This is a genomic window from Pseudomonas sp. Root329 (genome assembly GCF_001424925.1).
Lineage (GTDB): Bacteria > Pseudomonadota > Gammaproteobacteria > Pseudomonadales > Pseudomonadaceae > Aquipseudomonas > Aquipseudomonas arabinosi.
Genome location: NZ_LMCV01000018.1, coordinates 50,384 through 67,668, shown reverse-complemented (window position 1 = coordinate 67,668; position 17,285 = coordinate 50,384). Strand labels below are relative to the sequence as shown.

General features: G+C 59.5%; 17 protein-coding genes. 5 read left to right on the top strand and 12 right to left on the bottom strand.

Going from position 1 to position 17,285, the window contains the following annotated elements; translation table 11 throughout:
* Positions 1-47: 47 nt before the first annotated feature.
* Positions 48-362: a hypothetical protein gene (locus ASC74_RS16180; RefSeq protein ID WP_056742419.1), complete on the bottom strand. Its 315-nt coding sequence runs from the start codon at positions 360-362 to the stop codon at positions 48-50.
* A gap of 229 nt (positions 363-591) precedes the next feature.
* Here ASC74_RS16180 and yegS point away from each other — a divergent pair, with 229 nt between their 5' ends.
* Positions 592-1,509, top strand: a complete 918-nt coding sequence (yegS, locus tag ASC74_RS16175; protein WP_056742416.1) for a lipid kinase YegS — start codon at positions 592-594, stop codon at positions 1,507-1,509.
* On the opposite strand, the gene ASC74_RS16170 is transcribed toward yegS, so the two are convergent.
* From ASC74_RS16170 to ASC74_RS16160, 3 genes are all read right to left on the bottom strand, one after another.
* Positions 1,493-2,152, bottom strand: a complete 660-nt coding sequence (locus ASC74_RS16170) for a response regulator transcription factor (protein ID WP_056742414.1) — start codon at positions 2,150-2,152, stop codon at positions 1,493-1,495. The genes yegS and ASC74_RS16170 overlap by 17 nt on opposite strands.
* Positions 2,149-3,042 carry a sensor histidine kinase gene (locus ASC74_RS16165; protein ID WP_056742412.1) on the bottom strand — a complete coding sequence of 298 codons (894 nt, stop codon included), beginning with the start codon at positions 3,040-3,042 and terminating at the stop codon, positions 2,149-2,151. The genes ASC74_RS16170 and ASC74_RS16165 overlap by 4 nt, the downstream gene beginning before the upstream one ends.
* A gap of 342 nt (positions 3,043-3,384) precedes the next feature.
* On the bottom strand, positions 3,385-3,855 hold the full coding sequence (locus tag ASC74_RS16160; protein ID WP_056742411.1) for a hypothetical protein: 471 nt from the start codon (positions 3,853-3,855) through the stop codon (positions 3,385-3,387).
* A 462-nt stretch (positions 3,856-4,317) separates the two neighbouring features.
* Between ASC74_RS16160 and ASC74_RS16155 the strand changes: the two genes are divergently transcribed.
* On the top strand, positions 4,318-5,253 hold the full coding sequence (locus tag ASC74_RS16155; RefSeq protein WP_056742410.1) for a chemotaxis protein CheV: 936 nt from the start codon (positions 4,318-4,320) through the stop codon (positions 5,251-5,253).
* A gap of 90 nt (positions 5,254-5,343) precedes the next feature.
* Entirely contained in the window at positions 5,344-6,150 is an 807-nt protein-coding gene (locus ASC74_RS16150; RefSeq protein WP_056742409.1) for an MOSC domain-containing protein, read from the top strand.
* Positions 6,151-6,221: 71 nt separating this feature from the next.
* Here ASC74_RS16150 and ppnP read toward each other — a convergent pair whose 3' ends face one another.
* From ppnP to ASC74_RS16110, 8 genes are all read right to left on the bottom strand, one after another.
* Positions 6,222-6,506 carry a pyrimidine/purine nucleoside phosphorylase gene (gene ppnP / locus ASC74_RS16145; RefSeq protein ID WP_007940055.1) on the bottom strand — a complete coding sequence of 95 codons (285 nt, stop codon included), beginning with the start codon at positions 6,504-6,506 and terminating at the stop codon, positions 6,222-6,224.
* Between the two features lie 69 nt (positions 6,507-6,575).
* The gene (locus ASC74_RS16140) at positions 6,576-7,118 is read right to left on the bottom strand and encodes an exonuclease domain-containing protein (protein ID WP_056742408.1); all 543 of its coding nucleotides are present in this window, start codon (positions 7,116-7,118) and stop codon (positions 6,576-6,578) included.
* 71 nt (positions 7,119-7,189) lie between these two features.
* Positions 7,190-9,151, bottom strand: coding sequence for an acetyl/propionyl/methylcrotonyl-CoA carboxylase subunit alpha (locus ASC74_RS16135; protein ID WP_056742407.1), 1,962 nt, complete (start codon positions 9,149-9,151; stop codon positions 7,190-7,192).
* A 123-nt stretch (positions 9,152-9,274) separates the two neighbouring features.
* Positions 9,275-10,072 carry an enoyl-CoA hydratase/isomerase family protein gene (locus tag ASC74_RS16130; protein ID WP_056742406.1) on the bottom strand — a complete coding sequence of 266 codons (798 nt, stop codon included), beginning with the start codon at positions 10,070-10,072 and terminating at the stop codon, positions 9,275-9,277.
* Positions 10,069-11,226 carry a citronellyl-CoA dehydrogenase gene (gene atuD, locus ASC74_RS16125; RefSeq protein WP_056742404.1) on the bottom strand — a complete coding sequence of 386 codons (1,158 nt, stop codon included), beginning with the start codon at positions 11,224-11,226 and terminating at the stop codon, positions 10,069-10,071. Before atuD ends, ASC74_RS16130 begins: the two co-directional genes overlap by 4 nt.
* 23 nt (positions 11,227-11,249) lie before the next feature.
* Positions 11,250-12,866, bottom strand: coding sequence for a geranyl-CoA carboxylase subunit beta (gene atuC, locus ASC74_RS16120; RefSeq protein ID WP_056742402.1), 1,617 nt, complete (start codon positions 12,864-12,866; stop codon positions 11,250-11,252).
* A gap of 3 nt (positions 12,867-12,869) precedes the next feature.
* Entirely contained in the window at positions 12,870-13,754 is an 885-nt protein-coding gene (locus ASC74_RS16115; protein ID WP_056742400.1) for an SDR family oxidoreductase, read from the bottom strand.
* Between the two features lie 12 nt (positions 13,755-13,766).
* Positions 13,767-15,557: an acyclic terpene utilization AtuA family protein gene (locus tag ASC74_RS16110; RefSeq protein ID WP_162247445.1), complete on the bottom strand. Its 1,791-nt coding sequence runs from the start codon at positions 15,555-15,557 to the stop codon at positions 13,767-13,769.
* A gap of 190 nt (positions 15,558-15,747) precedes the next feature.
* Between ASC74_RS16110 and ASC74_RS16105 the strand changes: the two genes are divergently transcribed.
* Together ASC74_RS16105 and ASC74_RS16100 are read left to right on the top strand one after the other, a co-directional pair.
* Positions 15,748-16,374 carry a TetR/AcrR family transcriptional regulator gene (locus ASC74_RS16105; protein ID WP_056742395.1) on the top strand — a complete coding sequence of 209 codons (627 nt, stop codon included), beginning with the start codon at positions 15,748-15,750 and terminating at the stop codon, positions 16,372-16,374.
* Between the two features lie 92 nt (positions 16,375-16,466).
* Positions 16,467-17,261 (top strand): substrate-binding periplasmic protein, encoded by a 795-nt coding sequence (locus tag ASC74_RS16100; protein ID WP_056742393.1) that lies wholly within the window; start codon positions 16,467-16,469, stop codon positions 17,259-17,261.
* The last annotated feature ends 24 nt before the right edge of the window (positions 17,262-17,285 follow it).

Genomic DNA, 17,285 nt, shown 5'->3' with positions numbered 1-17,285 from the left:
CTTACTGCGCAAACCCGGTTGATCGAACCGGGTTTTGCGTTCATGGCTTACCCTTGGTGAGCCAGGAGTGTCACGAGCTGGTCGAAACGGCTGTTGGCAATCCAGGCCAGAACCCCGATGACCACGACTGTTCCGATAGCCGAATAGGCAAGCCTGTGTTTTATGGATTTGACGTCACTACGGACTTCATCCATGTCTCGTCGGATGTATTTGAGGTGTGTCTCCAATTCAACGACGCGAGATTCCATAGCAGCTTCTCCAATGGGCTTTGCGCTGTTTTTGAATTCAGCTTGATGATTGGCGCGTTTTTCTGCGAACGGTACAACCGGAATGACCGGTGACCTGATCTCTTGGCTTTGCATGGCACGTCCCTGTGTAGTTCCTGCTGATGTTTGATAACTGCAGGCGCCAAGGTGTACCAATCACATGGGGCGGTCAATTGAGCCGATTCCTCACATCTTGTAAGAAAAAGTCCCGCCTTGTAGGACGCCATACGGCTCGACTTCAAATAATTCAAATTCTTGCGACTTTTATGTTGCGAGATGAGGTCAACATCTCCCATACGGAATTCAATCATGGGAGTGACAACTAATGAGCGAACGCAAGGCGCTGTTGATTCTGCATGGCAAGCAAGCGCTCAACGAGGCGGTTCGTTCTGCCGTTGCGGACAAGCGCAAACAGGGTTGGGAGCTGGCCGTTCGAGTGACCTGGGAAGCGGGCGACGCACAGCGTCTGGTAGATGAAGCACTGGCGGCAGGCTACACGCAGATCATCGCCGGTGGCGGTGACGGTACCTTGCGTGATATTGCCGAAGCCTTGGCGGCGCATTCGACGCAGGCCAGTCTGGTACTGATGCCGTTGGGGACCGCCAATGATTTTGCGCGTGCCGCCGGCGTGCCTCTGGAGCCCGGGCAGGCGCTGGAACTTCTCGACGCTGCGCCGAGGGCCATTGATCTGGGGGAGGTCGGCGGGCAGGTGTTCCTGAATATGGCCACGGGCGGTTTTGGCAGTCAGGTCACGGCAAACACCTCGGAGGACTTGAAAAAAATCCTCGGGGGCGCGGCTTACCTGTTCACCGGTTTATCGCGCTTCAGTGAGTTGCACGCAGCCTATGGCGAGTTGCAGGGGCCTGATTTCCAGTGGAGTGGCGAGCTGTTGGCATTGGGCATCGGCAATGGCCGGCAGGCCGGCGGTGGGCATGTGTTGTGTCCAGAAGCGCTGGCTGACGACGGTCTGCTGGACATCAGTATTCTGCCTGCGCCGCAGGAAGTCGTCGGCACCTTGAAAACCCTGCTGGCGGATGGCTTCGGCATCGACAACATGTTTGTGCGAGTCCGGTTGCCGTGGGTCGAAATCAAGGTCTCGGAAGGCCTCTACATCAACCTCGATGGCGAACCGCTGGAAGGTGACAACTTGCGTTTCTCGACACGTCCAGCGGCACTGCGCGTGCATCTACCTGAAAACTCGCCGCTGCTGGGGGCATCGCAATCGATCAATCATCCAGGCTGATGATCTGCTCGCGCACGGCGAACAGCACCAGGCCCGCCACATCGTAGATCTGCAAGCGCTTCATGATCTGCGAACGGTGGGTTTCAACGGTCTTGATGCTGAGGCCCAGGCCGTTGGCAATTTCCCGGGTGGATTTTCCGCGAACGATCAGCCGAAGAATTTCCAGCTGACGCGCTGTCAGGTTGTGCGAGTCTGCAGGTACCGGCTGGTTTTTCTGAGTTCGGGTCAGTGCCTGGTTGATGACGGTGTGGGCGATGGCCGGGCTCAGGTAGCGTTCGTTGTTACGCAAGGCATCCAGGGCATGTTCGAGCTCGGTAGCCGTGGTGTCCTTGAGCAGGTAGCCATGTGCACCGGATTCCAGTGCCTGCATGATGAGTGCGGGATCAGTGTGCATCGACAGGATCAGCACCTTGCTCTGCGGGCGTACTCGCTTGAGTCGCTGCAATGCGTCAAGGCCACTGGTTTCCTTCATGGAAATATCCAGCAGGATGATGTCGGGGGACAGCTGCTCGACCATCTCGAGCAACTGCGAGCCGTCATTGGCCTCACCGATTACCGCGTAGCCGGGAATATCCAGCACCAGAGCGCGCACGCCTGCCCTGATAAGCGAGTGGTCATCCACCAGAAGTAAGTTACAAGTCAACGCATAACCTTATTCGTACTGGCCCGTTCGAGCGCACGAGGTGCCCAAGGGAAGAGTGCTTCGATTTGAGTGCCTTTGCCCGGCTCACTGGTCACGCTCAGTGTGCCGCCCAACTGATTGATCCGTTCCGACATCCCTGCCATTCCACGTTGCCCCTCACGACCTGGATCGGTCGCTGGTGCGAAACCCAGGCCATCGTCGCTGATCAACAGCGACAGGCCCTGAGGTTGACGTTGCAGGCGGACCAACAGATTTTTCGCTTCGGCATGGCGCAATATATTGGTCACCGCTTCCTGGGTGATTCGAAAGGCGGCCAGCGTCATTTCCTCCGGTATACCGGCCAAACGCTGATGGCATTCCAGGCTCCAGTGCACCGGCGTGTTGGCCAGCGTCTTGAGTAAATGTGCCCGCAGACTGGCTTCCAGCCCGAGACTGGTCAGCTGCCTCGGATTGAGAATGGCCGATACGTCTCGCACTTTGGCCAGGGTTTCTTCCAGCGTGTCGCAGAGCACCGCACACTGGCCTTGAAGTTCTTCGGGCATTCGGCGTTTGAGCCAGTCGCTTTGAAGTTTTGCCGCGGTCAGCAATTGGCCGATGTCGTCATGCAGTTCCCGACTGAGCCGGCGCCGTTCGTTTTCCTGAACCTCCAACAGCCGGTCAGCCAACTCCTGGGGTTGAAACTTTATCGACTTGCGCGAAAGACAATACTGCACCCCGACGCAGGTCAATGCCGCAATATTGAGTACCAGCAGACTCAACGGCAGGGGAGTGGACAGGCTATAAATCAGCAGACAGCCAAGCGCCGAGCCGGTACACAACACAAGCGTCACCAGACGCGCGTTTTTTCGGGAGGGTGGCTTTAGGGTGATCGACTTGAGGCTGGCGTACATAGCGGATGGAGCCAATGGATGTTCGCTGCGGGAAGACCGGGCATCGTGGATGACGGGTCTCTGTCTGGAGTCACTCTGCCATTAATTGACGTCAACTAATGGGCGGCATAATACCACTTAAGATACCGTTGGTCGCGTTTGGTATATAGGTCTGCAGCGTCAGGAAACAAGCGTTTATGGACAGCAGTTCCATAATGGAAAAAGTTGGGTGGCAAGAATGGTTTATTTGTTTCGAGTTGTCGTTAGCAGGTATGGAATATTCAATTGCGACATGGGCCCGCTAAAGTTAGAGGGGTAGTCATGGCAATAAAAAATCGCAGCACAGCATAGAGGCCCGATAATTCAGGCTTGTCGACCTGCAAAGGAAACGAGTGTGAACGGTTTGGAATTAGCGGGGGGTTGAAACTGACTGTGTCCGACCTGAAAGGCAAAGGCTTCGATCAGGGAGGTCTGTTCGCTATCATCAAGGCTGAGTTGGCCGGTCTTCTGATCGATAAGCTCGAGTTGCCAGGCGATCAACGTCAGGCAGTCTTTCAGCGCACTCAGGGCCTGGTCGTGTAAATCCATGTGATTCTGGGCATGGCTCAGCAAACCATGAATGTGCAACGAAAACTCCGAAACGGCTGCCAGAGCGAGGGCATCGGCCTTGTTGGCCAGTTTGAGCAGGGTGCTCAGCATGCAGTCGATGGCATCCTTGTCATTGCTGATCAGTTGCAAATGACTCAGGCATTCCTCGGTTTTAAACAGGAGTGTCTCAGCTTCGACGAGAAACTCAGGGAGTCGGTGAGCCCATTCTTTACGATCGTTCGGCATGCTTATCTCCACAACGTCATGACAAATGCGGGAATGTCGTGTGTGTCGACGGGGACGATCAGAGTCCCCGCATTGCCATGCCGTCGTGAGATCGCGCGCCGGCCTGTCTGGCTGCAGGCTGGGTAACTCGATAGGGTGGATGGCCACTTACCTGCGATCGCACACAAAAGCCTGACTCCGTTCATGCAATGAGAATGGCGTCACATTAATGGCTATTGGATATTGCGAATATCAGGTTGGGCCTGATTGTTACTAGGGGAATCCCTTACACGGGGGAACCAACCGAACGAAACGAGGTCTCGCGGCAGGCAATGGGGCAGATGAAATCGCCTGGCCAGTAAAGCATGATGTTAATGTGACATCAATGTTTGGTCGTGGCATTTTACACGGGGGTCAAGGTCCGGCGAAAACAGCCGATAACCCCCTTTAGTGAATTCATCAGAACAAGCCCAGGAGTCATTGATGGCCGGCATTCTCGACACGGTAGACCAACGCACGCAACTGGTGGGTGAGAATCGCCTGGAAATTCTGATGTTCCGGCTGGCCGGACGTCAATTGTTCGCGATCAACGTGTTCAAAGTGCAGGAAGTGCTGCAACTGCCGAAGCTGACCCTGATGCCCCAGCGTCATCCGTTTGTCTGCGGCGTGGTTAATCTGCGTGGCCAGACCCTGCCGGTGATCGACCTGTCCCAGGCCATCGGTATGCGTCCGCTGGTGCCAAGCCCGACCAGTACGATCATCGTTACTGAGTACAACCGTTCGGTGCAGGCGTTCCTGGTCGGTGGTGTGGACCGTATCGTCAACATGAACTGGGAGGCCATTCTGCCGCCGCCGGCCAGCGCCGGTCGTCAGCATTATTTGACTGCTATCAGCAAGGTCGACGATCAGTTGGTGGAAATCATCGACGTCGAAAAAGTCCTGGCGGAAATCGTCCCGTACAACGCCAAGGTATCGCGCGACAAACTCGACGATCCGGTTCTTGAGCGCGCCCGTGGCCGTGAAGTGCTGCTGGTGGATGACTCGAACGTGGCCCTGTCGCAATTGCGTGACACCTTGGGTCAGTTGGGCGTGAAGATGCACATCGCCAGCGATGGCTTGAAGGCACTGAACATGCTCAAGGCCTGGGCCGATACCGGTGTGAACATGACCGACAAACTGCTGATGATCTTCACCGATGCGGAAATGCCGGAAATGGACGGCTATCGCCTGACCACGGAAATCCGCAACGATCCGCGTCTGCGTGGCCTTTATGTGGTTCTGCATACCTCGTTGTCCGGCAGCTTCAATGACTCGATGGTGAAGAAGGTCGGCTGCGACAACTTCCTCTCCAAATTCCAGCCGGACAAACTCATCGATGTGGTGCGCCAGCGCTTGATGCTCGATGAAGTGCCTGCCTGATAACGGTGCAAGAGGCTGGCCTGAAGTCAGCCTTTGATTCGGCGATCAAGCTCGTATAGGGTGGCGTTTTTGCCCACCAGGGAGCTGGCCATGTTGCGTCTGAGCGCGCTTTATCGTTATCCGTTGAAATCCGGCAAGGGCGAGACCCTGCAGCAAGTCAGCCTCGACAAGCTGGGCCTGGACGGTGATCGACGCTGGATGCTGGTGGACGAGGCCAGTGGGCGCTTTCTGACCCAGCGTGCGGTGGCGCAGATGAGTCAGCTGTCGGCGTTGTGGAATGCCGACGGTGGCTTGACCCTCAGTGCGCCGGGCCGCTCACCGATCGATATCGCCTTACCCGCCAGCGACGCGGAACTGCGTGGCGTGACCATCTGGCGCGACACACTGCGTGTGCCGGATGCCGGTGACGAGGCGGGTGCCTGGGTCAGTGAATTCATTGGCAAACCGACTCGCCTGGTGCAAGTCCCTCTTGATCGCGCACGGACCACCCAGGCCGGCTACGGCAAGGACGACGATCAGGTGGCCTTCGCCGATGGTTTTCCGCTGTTGCTGATCGGACAGGCCTCGTTGGAGGACTTGTCGCAAAAGGTCGGCCGTCCGCTGGAAATGCTGCGCTTTCGGCCCAATCTGGTGATCGAGGGCTGCGAAGCGTATGCCGAAGATGGCTGGAAGCGTATCCGCATCGGCGATGTCGAGTTCCGCGTGGTCAAGTCGTGTTCACGCTGCATTCTGACCACCATCGACCCGCAAACCGGCGAGCGCAGCGAAGATCGCGAACCACTGGCCACGTTGCAGAAATACCGTGCCGAGGCCGATGGTGCGATGTTCGGACAGAACCTGGTCAACGACGGCAATGGCCAACTTGAAGTCGGTATGCCGGTGACGGTCCTGGAATAAGACAATCAGAATAAAAAATGCCCGTGTCCAAGGACACGGGCATTTTTTTGTCGCTGTGAAAACCCAGGGTTTTAGCCGCGGTATTCGCACAGGTAAGCGGTGTCGACGGCCACTTTCAGCTGGAACTTGCTGTTGGCGGGCACGTTGAACTGGCTGCCGGCGGCGAAGGTTTCCCAGTCGCTGCTGTCTGGCAGTTTGACGGTCAGGGCGCCGGACACCACGTGCATGATTTCACGCTGGCTGGTGCCGAATTCGTATTCGCCCGGAGCCATGACGCCGATGGTCGCAGGACCTTCAGCGGTGCCAAAGGCGATCGACTTGACGGTGCCGTCGAAGTACTCGTTGACTTTAAACATGGGCGATTCCTCGAAAAGGGCTAAAAAGGGCCGGCCAGTATGCACAAGGCCCATGCCGGCGTCACCTCTCTAAGACGGAAGAACCAGAGGCAATAATCGTGCGGTATTGCGCGCATCTTCCAGCGCCCGATGTTGTTGGCCATTGAACTGCATACCCGCCAGTTGCAGCGCGCCGTTGAGCCCCAGTGGGCGTTCCAGCCGGCGAGCCTTGGCAAAGCGCTGTTTGAGGTTCATGTGCGGCACTCGGCTCAGGGCGCTGTCGAGTTGCAGGCGCTCCCACTCCTGAACCAATTGTTTGCGATCGTAATCGCCCCAACTGACCCAACCTTCGAGGCGCGAGTGATGCTGGCCGAGCCAGTGTTCGAACGACGCCCAGACCTCACTCAGAGGTTGCGCGGCATCGATGTTGGCCTGGGTGATGCGGGTCAGTTGCCGGCAAAACGGCGTCAGCAAAGGCCGACGCGTCGGGCGCACGAAGCGTTGAAAGCTATCCAGTTCTCGGCCTTTTCGGTCCACCAGGGTGGCGCCGATTTCGATGATTTCCATTTCCGTTACTGGCCAACCACCCTCATCGGTGGTGGCTTCTAGATCAATGACCAGCCAGTGAGGCATCGCAGGGTTCCTGGTATCCGCGTCCTGATAGGGCTTGAGCGTAGCCAAACCCGGCGGATCCGCCTAGCGGCTTATTCGACCTCCAACAAAATCTGACGATTTTTTACCTGATCACCGACCCTGACCTGCAAGCGTTTGAGCACGCCGTCGATGCCCGACTTGAGCGGATGCTCCATTTTCATGGCCTCCAGCACCACCAACAATTGGCCTTTACTGACCGGGCTGCCCTCCGTCACCAGCACATCGACGATCGCCCCATCCATCGGGGCCTTGAGGGTGCCGGTGCTGACGCTGGCCTGGCTGTTGACCACGGCTTGCGTCCGGTCCACCAGCCGCAGGTTGCCGGGTCGGGTGAACAGCCAGAGTTGCGCGGCCTCAAGACGGTAAGCATGACGTCGCCGGATACCGTTGATTTCCAGGCTAGCGCAGCGTCCGTCGCACTGGATGACCTTCAATTCAAAGGGCGTTGTGGCCACTTGAATCCGATACGGCTCACCCGGCACAGCATTCAATTCCACCGACCAATCCTGATCCTCAAGGCCGATTCGATAGTGCAAGGGCACGCTGGCGTTGTTGCGCCAACCGGCCAGTGGCGCGTGGTGAGACTGCGCCGAGGCCTGATAGAACAATGCAGACGCGATGGCCAGTTCTTCGGCGCTCGGCACATGCGCATGCAGGCAGGGATGCTCGGCAAAGTGTGTCGGGATGAACCCAGTGCTGAACTCGCCACTGATGAACTGTGGGTGTTCGAGCAGGCTCGCGAGCAAGCGCTGATTGCTTTGCACGCCGAGCAGCACGCTGTCCTGCACCGCCCGCAGCAACTTACGCCGGGCTTCTTCGCGGGTGGCGCCGTGGGCGATGATCTTGCCCAGCATCGGGTCATAAAACGGGCTGACTGTCTGGCCTTCGATCAGGCCATGGTCGATCCGCACACCGACCTGCAATGCAGGCTCCCAGGCGGTGATGCGACCGGTTTGTGGGAGAAAAGCGTGTGCCGGATCTTCGGCGTACAAACGGACTTCCATGGCATGGCCGCTGAGCTGAACCTGCTCCTGTCGCAAGGGCAGAGGCAGCCCTTCGGCGACGTGCAACTGCCAGGCCACCAGATCGAGGCCGGTGATCAATTCGGTCACCGGGTGCTCCACCTGGAGTCGGGTGTTCATCTCCAGAAAATAAAACTGCCCGCGCGCATCCAGCAGGAACTCGACGGTGCCAGCGCCGACGTAATTCACGGCGCGACCCGCCTTGAGCGCCGCTTCGCCCATGGCCTGACGCAACTCGGCGGTCATCACCGGGCAGGGCGCTTCTTCGATGACTTTTTGATGGCGACGCTGGATCGAACAGTCGCGCTCGCCAAGGTAGATCAGGTTGCCGTGCTGGTCGCCGAACAGTTGAACTTCGACGTGACGCGGGTCGATCAGCGCTTGCTCGAGAATCAGTTCGTCACTGCCAAACCCGTGCAGCGCTTCGGAGCGGGCGGTGCGCAGTTGCTCGAGCAAATCACTGGCCTTGTGCACCAGGCGCATGCCACGCCCGCCACCGCCTGCACTGGCCTTGATCATCAGCGGATAGCCGATGCGTGCAGCTTCGCGGCTCAGGGTCGCGTCGTCCTGTTCTTTGCCCTGATAACCCTTGATGCACGGCACACCAGCATCGAGCATGGCGAGTTTCGACAGGCGTTTGCTGCCCATCAGTTCGATGGCTTCGGGGCTGGGGCCGATGAAGGTGATGCCGGCATCCTGGCAGGCGCGGGCGAAGCCGGTGTTTTCCGAGAGGAAGCCGTAGCCCGGATGGATCGCGTCAGCGCCCGTGCGCCGGGCGGCGTCGAGAATGGCCGGAATATTCAGATAGGACTGCTGCACCGGAGCCGGACCGATGTTCACGGCTTCGTCGGCCATCTGCACATGCAGCGCATCGGCGTCGGCATCGCTGAAGATTGCGACCGTGCGATAACCCAGGGCCTGGGCGGTGCGCTGGATGCGACAGGCGATTTCACCGCGGTTGGCGATCAGGATTTTGCTGAGTCCGGGCATTGGGTCTTCTCTCAAGTTGTGCGGTGCAAGTGATGGCCTCTTCGCGAGCAAGCCCGCTCCCACATTTGAAATGCATTCCCCTGTGGGAGCGGGCTTGCTCCGGGCGGCGTTCCGACGAAGCTTTTAAGGTGCCCACCCCGGTTTGCGTTTTTGCACGAAGGCCATGGTCCCCTCAATACCTTCAGCCCCGGTCACCGCCTCGCTGAACCAATCGGCCGCTTCATCCAGCAACGCATTCGATGGCTGTCCGGCACTCGCCAGCAACAGCTTTTTGGTCGTCGCATTCGCCTCCGGCGCGCAGCACAACACATGGGCCAGAATTTCATCGAGACGCTCGGCCAACGCTTGCGCGTCATGCTCGACAAAATGAACCAACCCCATGCGCCGTGCGTGTGTGCCATCGAAACGTGCCGCGGTCAGCGCCAGTCGGCGAGTCTGGGTCAGGCCGATGCGCTGCACCACGAACGGCGCGATTTGCGCTGGCAGCAGACCGAGGCTGGTTTCCGGCAGACCGAATTGCGCCTGGTGATCGGCCAAGGCGACGTCGCTGACGCAGGCCAGACCAAAACCACCGCCGAGCACCGCGCCTTGCAGCACCGTGATCACCACTTGTGGTGCGTGTTGCACCTCTTGCAGCAGCGCACCGAACGCGCGATTCAAATCGCGATAGGCGCTCGGGCCTTGAGCGCGTGCGTTGGCCATGTCCTTGATGTCGCCACCGGCGCAAAAATGCCCGCCGGCACCACCGATCACCAAGGCACGAATCTCACGGTCATCGCGCACGGCCAACAGCACGGCACGCAGTTCCGCGACCATCAACAGGCTCATGGCATTGCGGCTTTCCGGGCGGTTGAGGGTGATGTGCAGGACGCCGTTGTGCGATTCCAGCAACAAGGTCTGGCAAACCGGCAGGGTACTCATTTCTTTTTCCCCGGCAGGATGCCCATGAGTTTGCAGATGATCCCCAGCATGATTTCGTCGGCACCGCCGCCGATCGACACCAGCCGCACGTCACGGTAAGCGCGGGCCACCGGGTTGTCCCACATGAAGCCCATGCCGCCCCAATATTGCAGGCAGCTGTCGCTGACCTCACGGCCCAGACGCCCGGCCTTGAGTTTGGCCATCGATGCCAGGCGCGTGACATCCTGGCCTTTGATGTACTGCTCTGTAGCCTGATAGACCAGCGCCCGCAGGCATTCGATTTCGGTTTGCAGTTCGGCCAGTCGGAAGTGGATGACCTGATTGTCGATCAGCGCACTGCCGAAGGTTTTACGTTCCTTGCAGTACTCGATGGTGCTGTCGACGCAGTACTCCAGGCCCTTGATCATGTTCGCCGCGCCGAACAGCCGTTCTTCCTGGAACTGCAGCATCTGCATCATGAACCCCGCGCCTTCATGGCCGATGCGGTTGCGTTGCGGCACGCGCACGTTGTCGAAAAACACCTGGGCGGTTTCCGAGCTGCGCATACCGAGCTTGTCCAGGTGCGAGCTGAGGCTGATGCCCGGCGTATTCATCGGCACCATGATCAGCGACTTGTTGATGTGCGGTTTGTCGTCCGAGGTGTTGGCCAACAGACAGATGAAATCCGCGCTCGGCGAGTTGGTGATCCACATCTTGCTGCCGTTGATCACGTAGTCGTCGCCGTCCTTGCGGGCGGTGGTTTTCAAACCGGCCACGTCGGAACCGGCGCCGACTTCGGAAACACCGATGCAGCCGACCTGCTCGCCAGTGATCGCCGGCCGCAGGAATTCTTCACGCAGCTCATCGGAGCCGAAACGCGCCAGCGCCGGGGTGCACATGTCGGTTTGCACGCCGATGGACATCGGAATGCCGCCGCAGTGGATGGTGCCGAACTCTTCAGCCGCGACGATCGAATAGCTGTAATCGAGCCCCATGCCGCCAAACTTTTCCGGTTTGGAAATCCCCAGCAGGCCGAGGTTGCCGGCCTTGCGGAAGATCTCGTGGATCGGAAAGCGCCCGGCCTTTTCCCATACCTCGACGTGAGGATTGATCTCGTGATCGACGAACTGGCGGACGGTGCGGCGCAGTGCTTCGTGTTCCTGGGTGAAGATCATTCTTATTGTTCTCCTGAGCGCCCTTAGAAACGGGCTACACCAAAACTGTTGGATTGCAGCGGCCGCACTTCAGCCTCATGACAGATATCCAGCAAGTACCCGAGCAAGGTCCGGGTGTCGCGAGGATCGATCAACCCGTCGTCCCACAAACTGGCGCTGCCATAGAGTGCGGTGGACTGGCTGTCGAGTTTCTGCGCGGTGACCTGTTCCAGCATGTCGAGCATTTTCGGGTCGGGCACCAGACCGTCCTTGGCCTGTTTGGCCTCGGTGACGATCCGCAGCACTTTGCCGGCCTGGGCGCCGCCCATCACCGCCGTGCGGCTGTTGGGCCAGGCGAAAATGAAGCGCGGGTCGAGGCCGCGGCCGCACATCGCGTAGTTGCCGGCGCCGTAGGAGCCACCGACGACGATGGTCAGTTTAGGCACGCGGGCATTGGCCACCGCTTGAATCATTTTCGCGCCGTGTTTGATCACGCCTTGCTGTTCCGACTCGGTGCCGACCATGAACCCGGTGGTGTTGTGAAAAAACAGCAGCGGCGTCTGGCTCTGGTCGCAGAGCTGAATGAACTGCGCCGCCTTGCTCGCACCCTTGGGCGTGATCGGCCCATTGTTGCCAATGAACCCGCAGGCGCGGCCTTGAATCTGCAAATGACCGCAGACGGTTTGCTGATCGAACTCGCCCTTGAATTCGAGAAAGTTCGAGCCGTCGGCAATCCGCGCGATGATTTCGCGCACGTCGTAAGGTTTTTTCGCGTCGTCAGGAATCAGCCCGAGCAATTCGTCGATGGGGTAGAGCGGTTCTTCCCACCGACGTTCGGGTACCCAGGGCAGCTGATCATTCCACGGCAACAGGCTGATAATCTCGCGCACCTGCCGCACGCCATCGGCATCGTTCTCGGCCAGGTATTCCGCGGTGCCGGCGATTTGCGCATGCATCTCGGCGCCGCCCAGTGCTTCATCGGTGGCCACTTCGCCAGTGGCAGCCTTGAGCAGCGGCGGGCCGGCCAGAAACAGCTTGGCCTTGCCACGCACCACCACCACGTAATCCGACAACCCTGGCTGATAGGCGCCGCCCGCCGTGGCCGAGCCATGGACCACGGTGATTTGCGGCAGGCCCATGGCTGACATCCGCGCCTGATTGGCAAAGCTGCGGGCGCCTTCGACGAAAATCTCCGCCGCGTAATTGAGGTTGGCGCCACCGCTTTCGGCCAGGGTAATGACCGGCAGTTTGTTCTCCATGGCGATCTGTTGCAGGCGCAGGGATTTTTTCAAACCGCTGGGGGAAATGGTCCCGCCCTTGATCGCACTGTTGTTCGCCACCACCAGTACCCGCACACCGGACACGTAGCCGATCCCGGCGATCAAGCCGCCGCCTGCGGAGCTGCCGTCCTTGTCGTCGTGCAGCTTGTAGCCCGCCAGGCTGGCCAGTTCGAGGAACGGGGCGCCGGGGTCTAGCAGCAAATTAAGGCGTTCACGGGGTAGTAGTTGCCCGCGTTTGTCGAACCTGGGCTTGGCTTCGGCCGCCTTGTTCAGCACGTTCTGTTCGAGCTGACGGACGTGCTCGATGCCGACCAACATCGCCGCGCGATTGCGCGCGAACTGTTCGCTGAACGGGTCCACTTGCGACTGAATCACCGGCATGACTTATTCCTTATCCTTGAGGACGTCCGGACTAAGCACGTCTGGTAAGTACGCGCGGTGAAAACCGTTATACGACGTACTGATCTGCGCCTTGTGTATCGGCCAGGCGCGCCCGCCCAGGCTGGCGGCGCCGTCGATGCGCAAGGTGCTGCCACTGACAAACGCCGCGGCCGGGCTGAGCAGGAAAACGATCGCCGCGCTGACTTCCGATTCGGTGCCGATGCGTTTCAGTGGAACGTGCTCACGCAGCGTCGGGATCACCGCTTTGAACGCGCCTTCGTAGGTGTCCATGCCACTGGACGCGATCCAGCCCGGCGCCACGGCGTTGACCCGCACCCCGGCGTAACCCCATTCGAACGCGGCAGTCTTGGTGAGGTTGTCCATGCCTGAACGCGCCGCGCCCGAGTGGCCCATGCCGGGCATGCCGCCCCACATGTCGGCGAGCATATTGACGATGGCGCCGCCGTGTTTGCTCATGGACTGATTGAACACTTCCCGGGCCATCAGGAAGCCGCCCATCAGGTTGGTGCGCAACACCGTGTCGAAGCCTTTTTGATTGATCGACGCCAGCGGCGACGGGTACTGCCCGCCGGCATTATTGACCAGGCCGTGAATCGGTCCGTACTTGCGGATCAACTCGCTGACCACATGCGTGACCGCTTCTTCCTCACGAATATCGCAGACCATCCAATCCGCCTTGCCGCCATCTTCGGTAATCTCGGCCACGACGTTTTTCAGCTTGTCGGCCTTGCGTCCGAGCAGCAGCACATGGGCGCCGAGGGCCGCCAGTTCGTGAGCGGTGCAACGGCCGATGCCGCTGCCGCCACCGGTGACGATGATGTTTTGGCCTGCAAACAAATCGGCTTTGAAAATCGAATCGTAAGCCATGGCGACAGTCCTCTAGTTGACCTGGTCGGCGATGCGCTGAGGCACCGGTATCTGGATTTCCAGCAGTTGCTGGGCGAAGGCTTTGCCTTGCGGATCGATCCGCAGGCTGGCCACGCCACCGCCTCCCAGGGCGTTTTCCAGCAGAAAATTAAGGCTGTGGGTGCCCGGCAGGTACCAGCGTTCGACACGTCCGTGGATCGGGTCGAGGACGTGACTCATCCAGTCGACGATCACTTCCGGCGTCAAGGCTTCGGCAATCCACGGCAGGTACTCCGGCTTGCGGGCCATGACGCCGATGTTGCTGTGATTGCCCTTGTCGCCGGAGCGCGCCACGGCGAGTTTGACCAGGGCCACGCTGGCATCGGCCCGGCCTGAGGGTTTCGGTGGGGCGCACGCCAGCGGCAAGTCGGCGGTGTCGAGTACATCGACGGCGGGCAGGGCGCAGGGGTGGCGCTGGCCCTTGAGATCAATTTCCAGCGTGCAGGCGGTTTTGTCGATAAGGAACGAGAACAGCCGGATCAGCGGATACACCGTCGGCCGTCCACCGACAATCCCGGTCAGTCCCGGCGCCATGCCGGTGGCGGCCTGGGCGATCTCACGGGAGAACACAATCAACGCCTGTTTACCCGGATGGCGCACCGCGAGTTTGATCACCACTTCGCGACTGTCCTGACGCTGACCGTGGGGGCCGTAAGTGGCCTCGCTGCCGAGCAGTTCGATGTTCACTTCGCTGTAGGGCGCCCAGCCACGCTGGCTGAAGATTTCCGAGGTCTTGTTGATGATGGCTTCGCTGACTCGACGCGCCTTGTCGACCGCATCGATCCCGGCGATCAGGCAACTGGCGGTGCAGCGGAAACCGTCCGGGTACGTCGCGCTGACCTTGTACTGATCGGTCGGCGGCAAGCCTTTTGCGCCGTGCACTTGAACCGCATTTTTGCCTTGTTGCACGAGTTTGACTTCAGTGAAATCGCAGACCACGTCCGGCAGCAGATACGCCTGCGGGTTGCCGATTTCATACAGCATCTGCTCGCCGACCGTCAGCGCGGTGACCAGCCCGCCGGAGCCTTCGGGTTTGCTGACAATGAACTGGCTGTCGGCGCTGACTTCGACGATGGGGAAGCCGATGTGTTCGTAGTCGGGCACCTCGCGCCAATCGGTGAAGTTGCCGCCGGTGCACTGGGCGCCGCATTCGATGATGTGCCCGGCCAATGCGGCCTGGGCGAGTTTGTCGTAGTCGTGCCACGACCAGCCGAACTCATGCACCAGCGCGGCACTGACCACGGCGCTGTCGACCACGCGCCCGGTGATGACGATGTCGGCGCCCAGGCGCAGGGCTTCGACGATGCCCGGTGCGCCGAGGTAGGCGTTGGTCGAGACGCACATCGGCGGCAGGGGCGCGCCGCTGAACATTTCATGGATACCGCTGCTGCCCAGCTGTTTGAGCTGCGGCTGCAGGTCATCGCCCAGCAGCACGGCGATTTTCAGCGCCACTCCGGCCTTGTCGCAGGCCGCTTGCAGGGCGGCGGCGCAGGCTTGCGGATTGACCCCGCCGGCGTTGCTGATGACGCGGATTTTCTGTTCGGCGAGTTGACCCAGCAGCGGGTTGAGGACTTCGATGAAGTCGCTGGCGTAACCGGCCTGGGGATCTTTCATCCGTGCGCCGGCCATGATCGACATCGTGATTTCGGCCAGATAATCGAAGACCAGATAGTCCAGACGCCCACCTTCCACCAGTTGCGCGGCGGCGGTCGAGGTGTCACCCCAGAAGGCGCTGGCGCAACCGATGCGGATTGTTTTTGGCACAGTCAACTCCATAACCACCCCCGACAGAAGTACATCGAGACTACCAAGCAAGCGCTTGGTTTGTAAATGGCTGAAATATCTTCTGCCCGAGCGCTTGCTTGGTCGCTCCGGCCAGCTTAAATTGCCCGCGCAACCCCGCAGTTTTAGCGGTGAGCGGCGTATTTGATTGATCGACTGTAGGAGAGAACGGGTGGACGAGCAAAATGCCCTGAGGGTGATGCGCGAATTGGTCGACAGCGGCCAATTGACCGACCCGGATAGCGCCCGCGGCAAACTGCTGCAAGTGGCGGCTCACCTGTTCCGTAACAAAGGTTATGAACGCACCACCGTGCGCGATCTGGCCGGCGCCGTGGGGATTCAGTCCGGCAGTATTTTTCATCACTTCAAAAGCAAGGACGAGATCCTGCGGGCGGTGATGGAGGAAACCATTCGCTACAACACCGCGTTGATGCGTGCAGCCCTGGCAGAAGCCGGCAGTGTGCGTGAGCGGGTACTGGCGTTGATTCGTTGTGAATTGCAGTCGATCATGGGCGGCAGCGGCGAGGCCATGGCGGTGTTGGTGTATGAATGGCGTTCGCTGTCCGCAGACGGGCAGGCGCAGGTGCTGGCGCTGCGCGACATTTATGAAGAGCTCTGGCTTCAGGTGCTGGGCGAGGCGAAGGAGGCCGGTTTTATCCGCGGCGATGTGTTTATTACACGTCGTTTTCTGACGGGAGCATTGTCCTGGACTACCACCTGGTTTCGCGCCGGCGGCAGCATGAGCCTCGATCAATTGGCCGATGAGGCATTGATTCTAGTGCTGGAAGAGCGGCAGTGAGCCGTCTATCTCGGCATGAAACTGGCTAAGTAGCCGAAACCGCCTAGCTTGAATGCATTGATGCGTATTTTTTTGGGGAGTGGATTGTTTTGATGTCTTCGCCAATTCGGACGGCTTCGCGGCTTTTGCTGGCGACGCTTGCGGTGTTATGCGTGGTTCCGGTCCAGGCTGCACAGTTGGTGCGGGTCGGTGCCGCACATTTCCCCCCTTATACCGTGCGCCCGGAATCCGGGGCCGACACCGGTTTGCTGCCTCAGATGGTCGAGGCGCTCAATGCCCTTCAGAACGACTATCAGTTTGAGTTGGTGCCCACTTCCATTCCTCGACGTTTCAACGACTTCAAGGAAGGCCGGGTCGATATGGCGATTTTCGAGAACCCGGACTGGGGCTGGAAGGACATCCCGCATACCCTCGTCGACATGGGCCTGGAAGATGCAGAAATCTTTGTCGCGCAGAAGAAACCCGATCGCGATGAGAATTACTTCAAGGACCTGACAGGCAAACGCCTGGCGCTGTACAGCGGCTATCACTACGAGTTTGCCAATTTCAATGCCGATCCCAAGTATCTGGCCGACACCTACAAGGCCACGTTGACCTATTCCCACGACAGCAACTTGCTGATGGTGCTGCGCGCACGAGCGGACATTGCCTTGGTCACACGTTCCTACTTGAGCGATTACCTGCTGCGTAACGAGAAAGTCGGCGAGCAATTGTTGGTTTCCCAACGCATCGATCAGGTCTATCACCATTACGCGCTGATCCGCCCTCAGGCGCCGATTACTGGCGAAGCATTCGGCAGGTTGCTGCAAGACCTGCGAGACAATGGCCAGATGCTGAAGATTTTCGATCCCTATAAAATTGCCCTGGTGCCGGTGCACAAACCCTGATTCATGCCACGGGACGCGTATTTA

Bases quoted from the DNA above. Each gene is read 5' to 3' on its own strand.
- ASC74_RS16180 (WP_056742419.1), bottom strand. From the start codon at position 362: ATGCAAAGCCAAGAGATCAGGTCACCGGTCATTCCGGTTGTACCGTTC.
- yegS (WP_056742416.1), top strand. From the start codon at position 592: ATGAGCGAACGCAAGGCGCTGTTGATTCTGCATGGCAAGCAAGCGCTC.
- ASC74_RS16165 (WP_056742412.1), bottom strand. From the start codon at position 3,042: ATGTACGCCAGCCTCAAGTCGATCACCCTAAAGCCACCCTCCCGAAAA.
- ASC74_RS16160 (WP_056742411.1), bottom strand. From the start codon at position 3,855: ATGCCGAACGATCGTAAAGAATGGGCTCACCGACTCCCTGAGTTTCTC.
- ASC74_RS16155 (WP_056742410.1), top strand. From the start codon at position 4,318: ATGGCCGGCATTCTCGACACGGTAGACCAACGCACGCAACTGGTGGGT.
- ASC74_RS16150 (WP_056742409.1), top strand. From the start codon at position 5,344: ATGTTGCGTCTGAGCGCGCTTTATCGTTATCCGTTGAAATCCGGCAAG.
- ppnP (WP_007940055.1), bottom strand. From the start codon at position 6,506: ATGTTTAAAGTCAACGAGTACTTCGACGGCACCGTCAAGTCGATCGCC.
- ASC74_RS16140 (WP_056742408.1), bottom strand. From the start codon at position 7,118: ATGCCTCACTGGCTGGTCATTGATCTAGAAGCCACCACCGATGAGGGT.
- ASC74_RS16135 (WP_056742407.1), bottom strand. From the start codon at position 9,151: ATGCCCGGACTCAGCAAAATCCTGATCGCCAACCGCGGTGAAATCGCC.
- ASC74_RS16130 (WP_056742406.1), bottom strand. From the start codon at position 10,072: ATGAGTACCCTGCCGGTTTGCCAGACCTTGTTGCTGGAATCGCACAAC.
- atuD (WP_056742404.1), bottom strand. From the start codon at position 11,226: ATGATCTTCACCCAGGAACACGAAGCACTGCGCCGCACCGTCCGCCAG.
- atuC (WP_056742402.1), bottom strand. From the start codon at position 12,866: ATGCCGGTGATTCAGTCGCAAGTGGACCCGTTCAGCGAACAGTTCGCG.
- ASC74_RS16115 (WP_056742400.1), bottom strand. From the start codon at position 13,754: ATGGCTTACGATTCGATTTTCAAAGCCGATTTGTTTGCAGGCCAAAAC.
- ASC74_RS16100 (WP_056742393.1), top strand. From the start codon at position 16,467: ATGTCTTCGCCAATTCGGACGGCTTCGCGGCTTTTGCTGGCGACGCTT.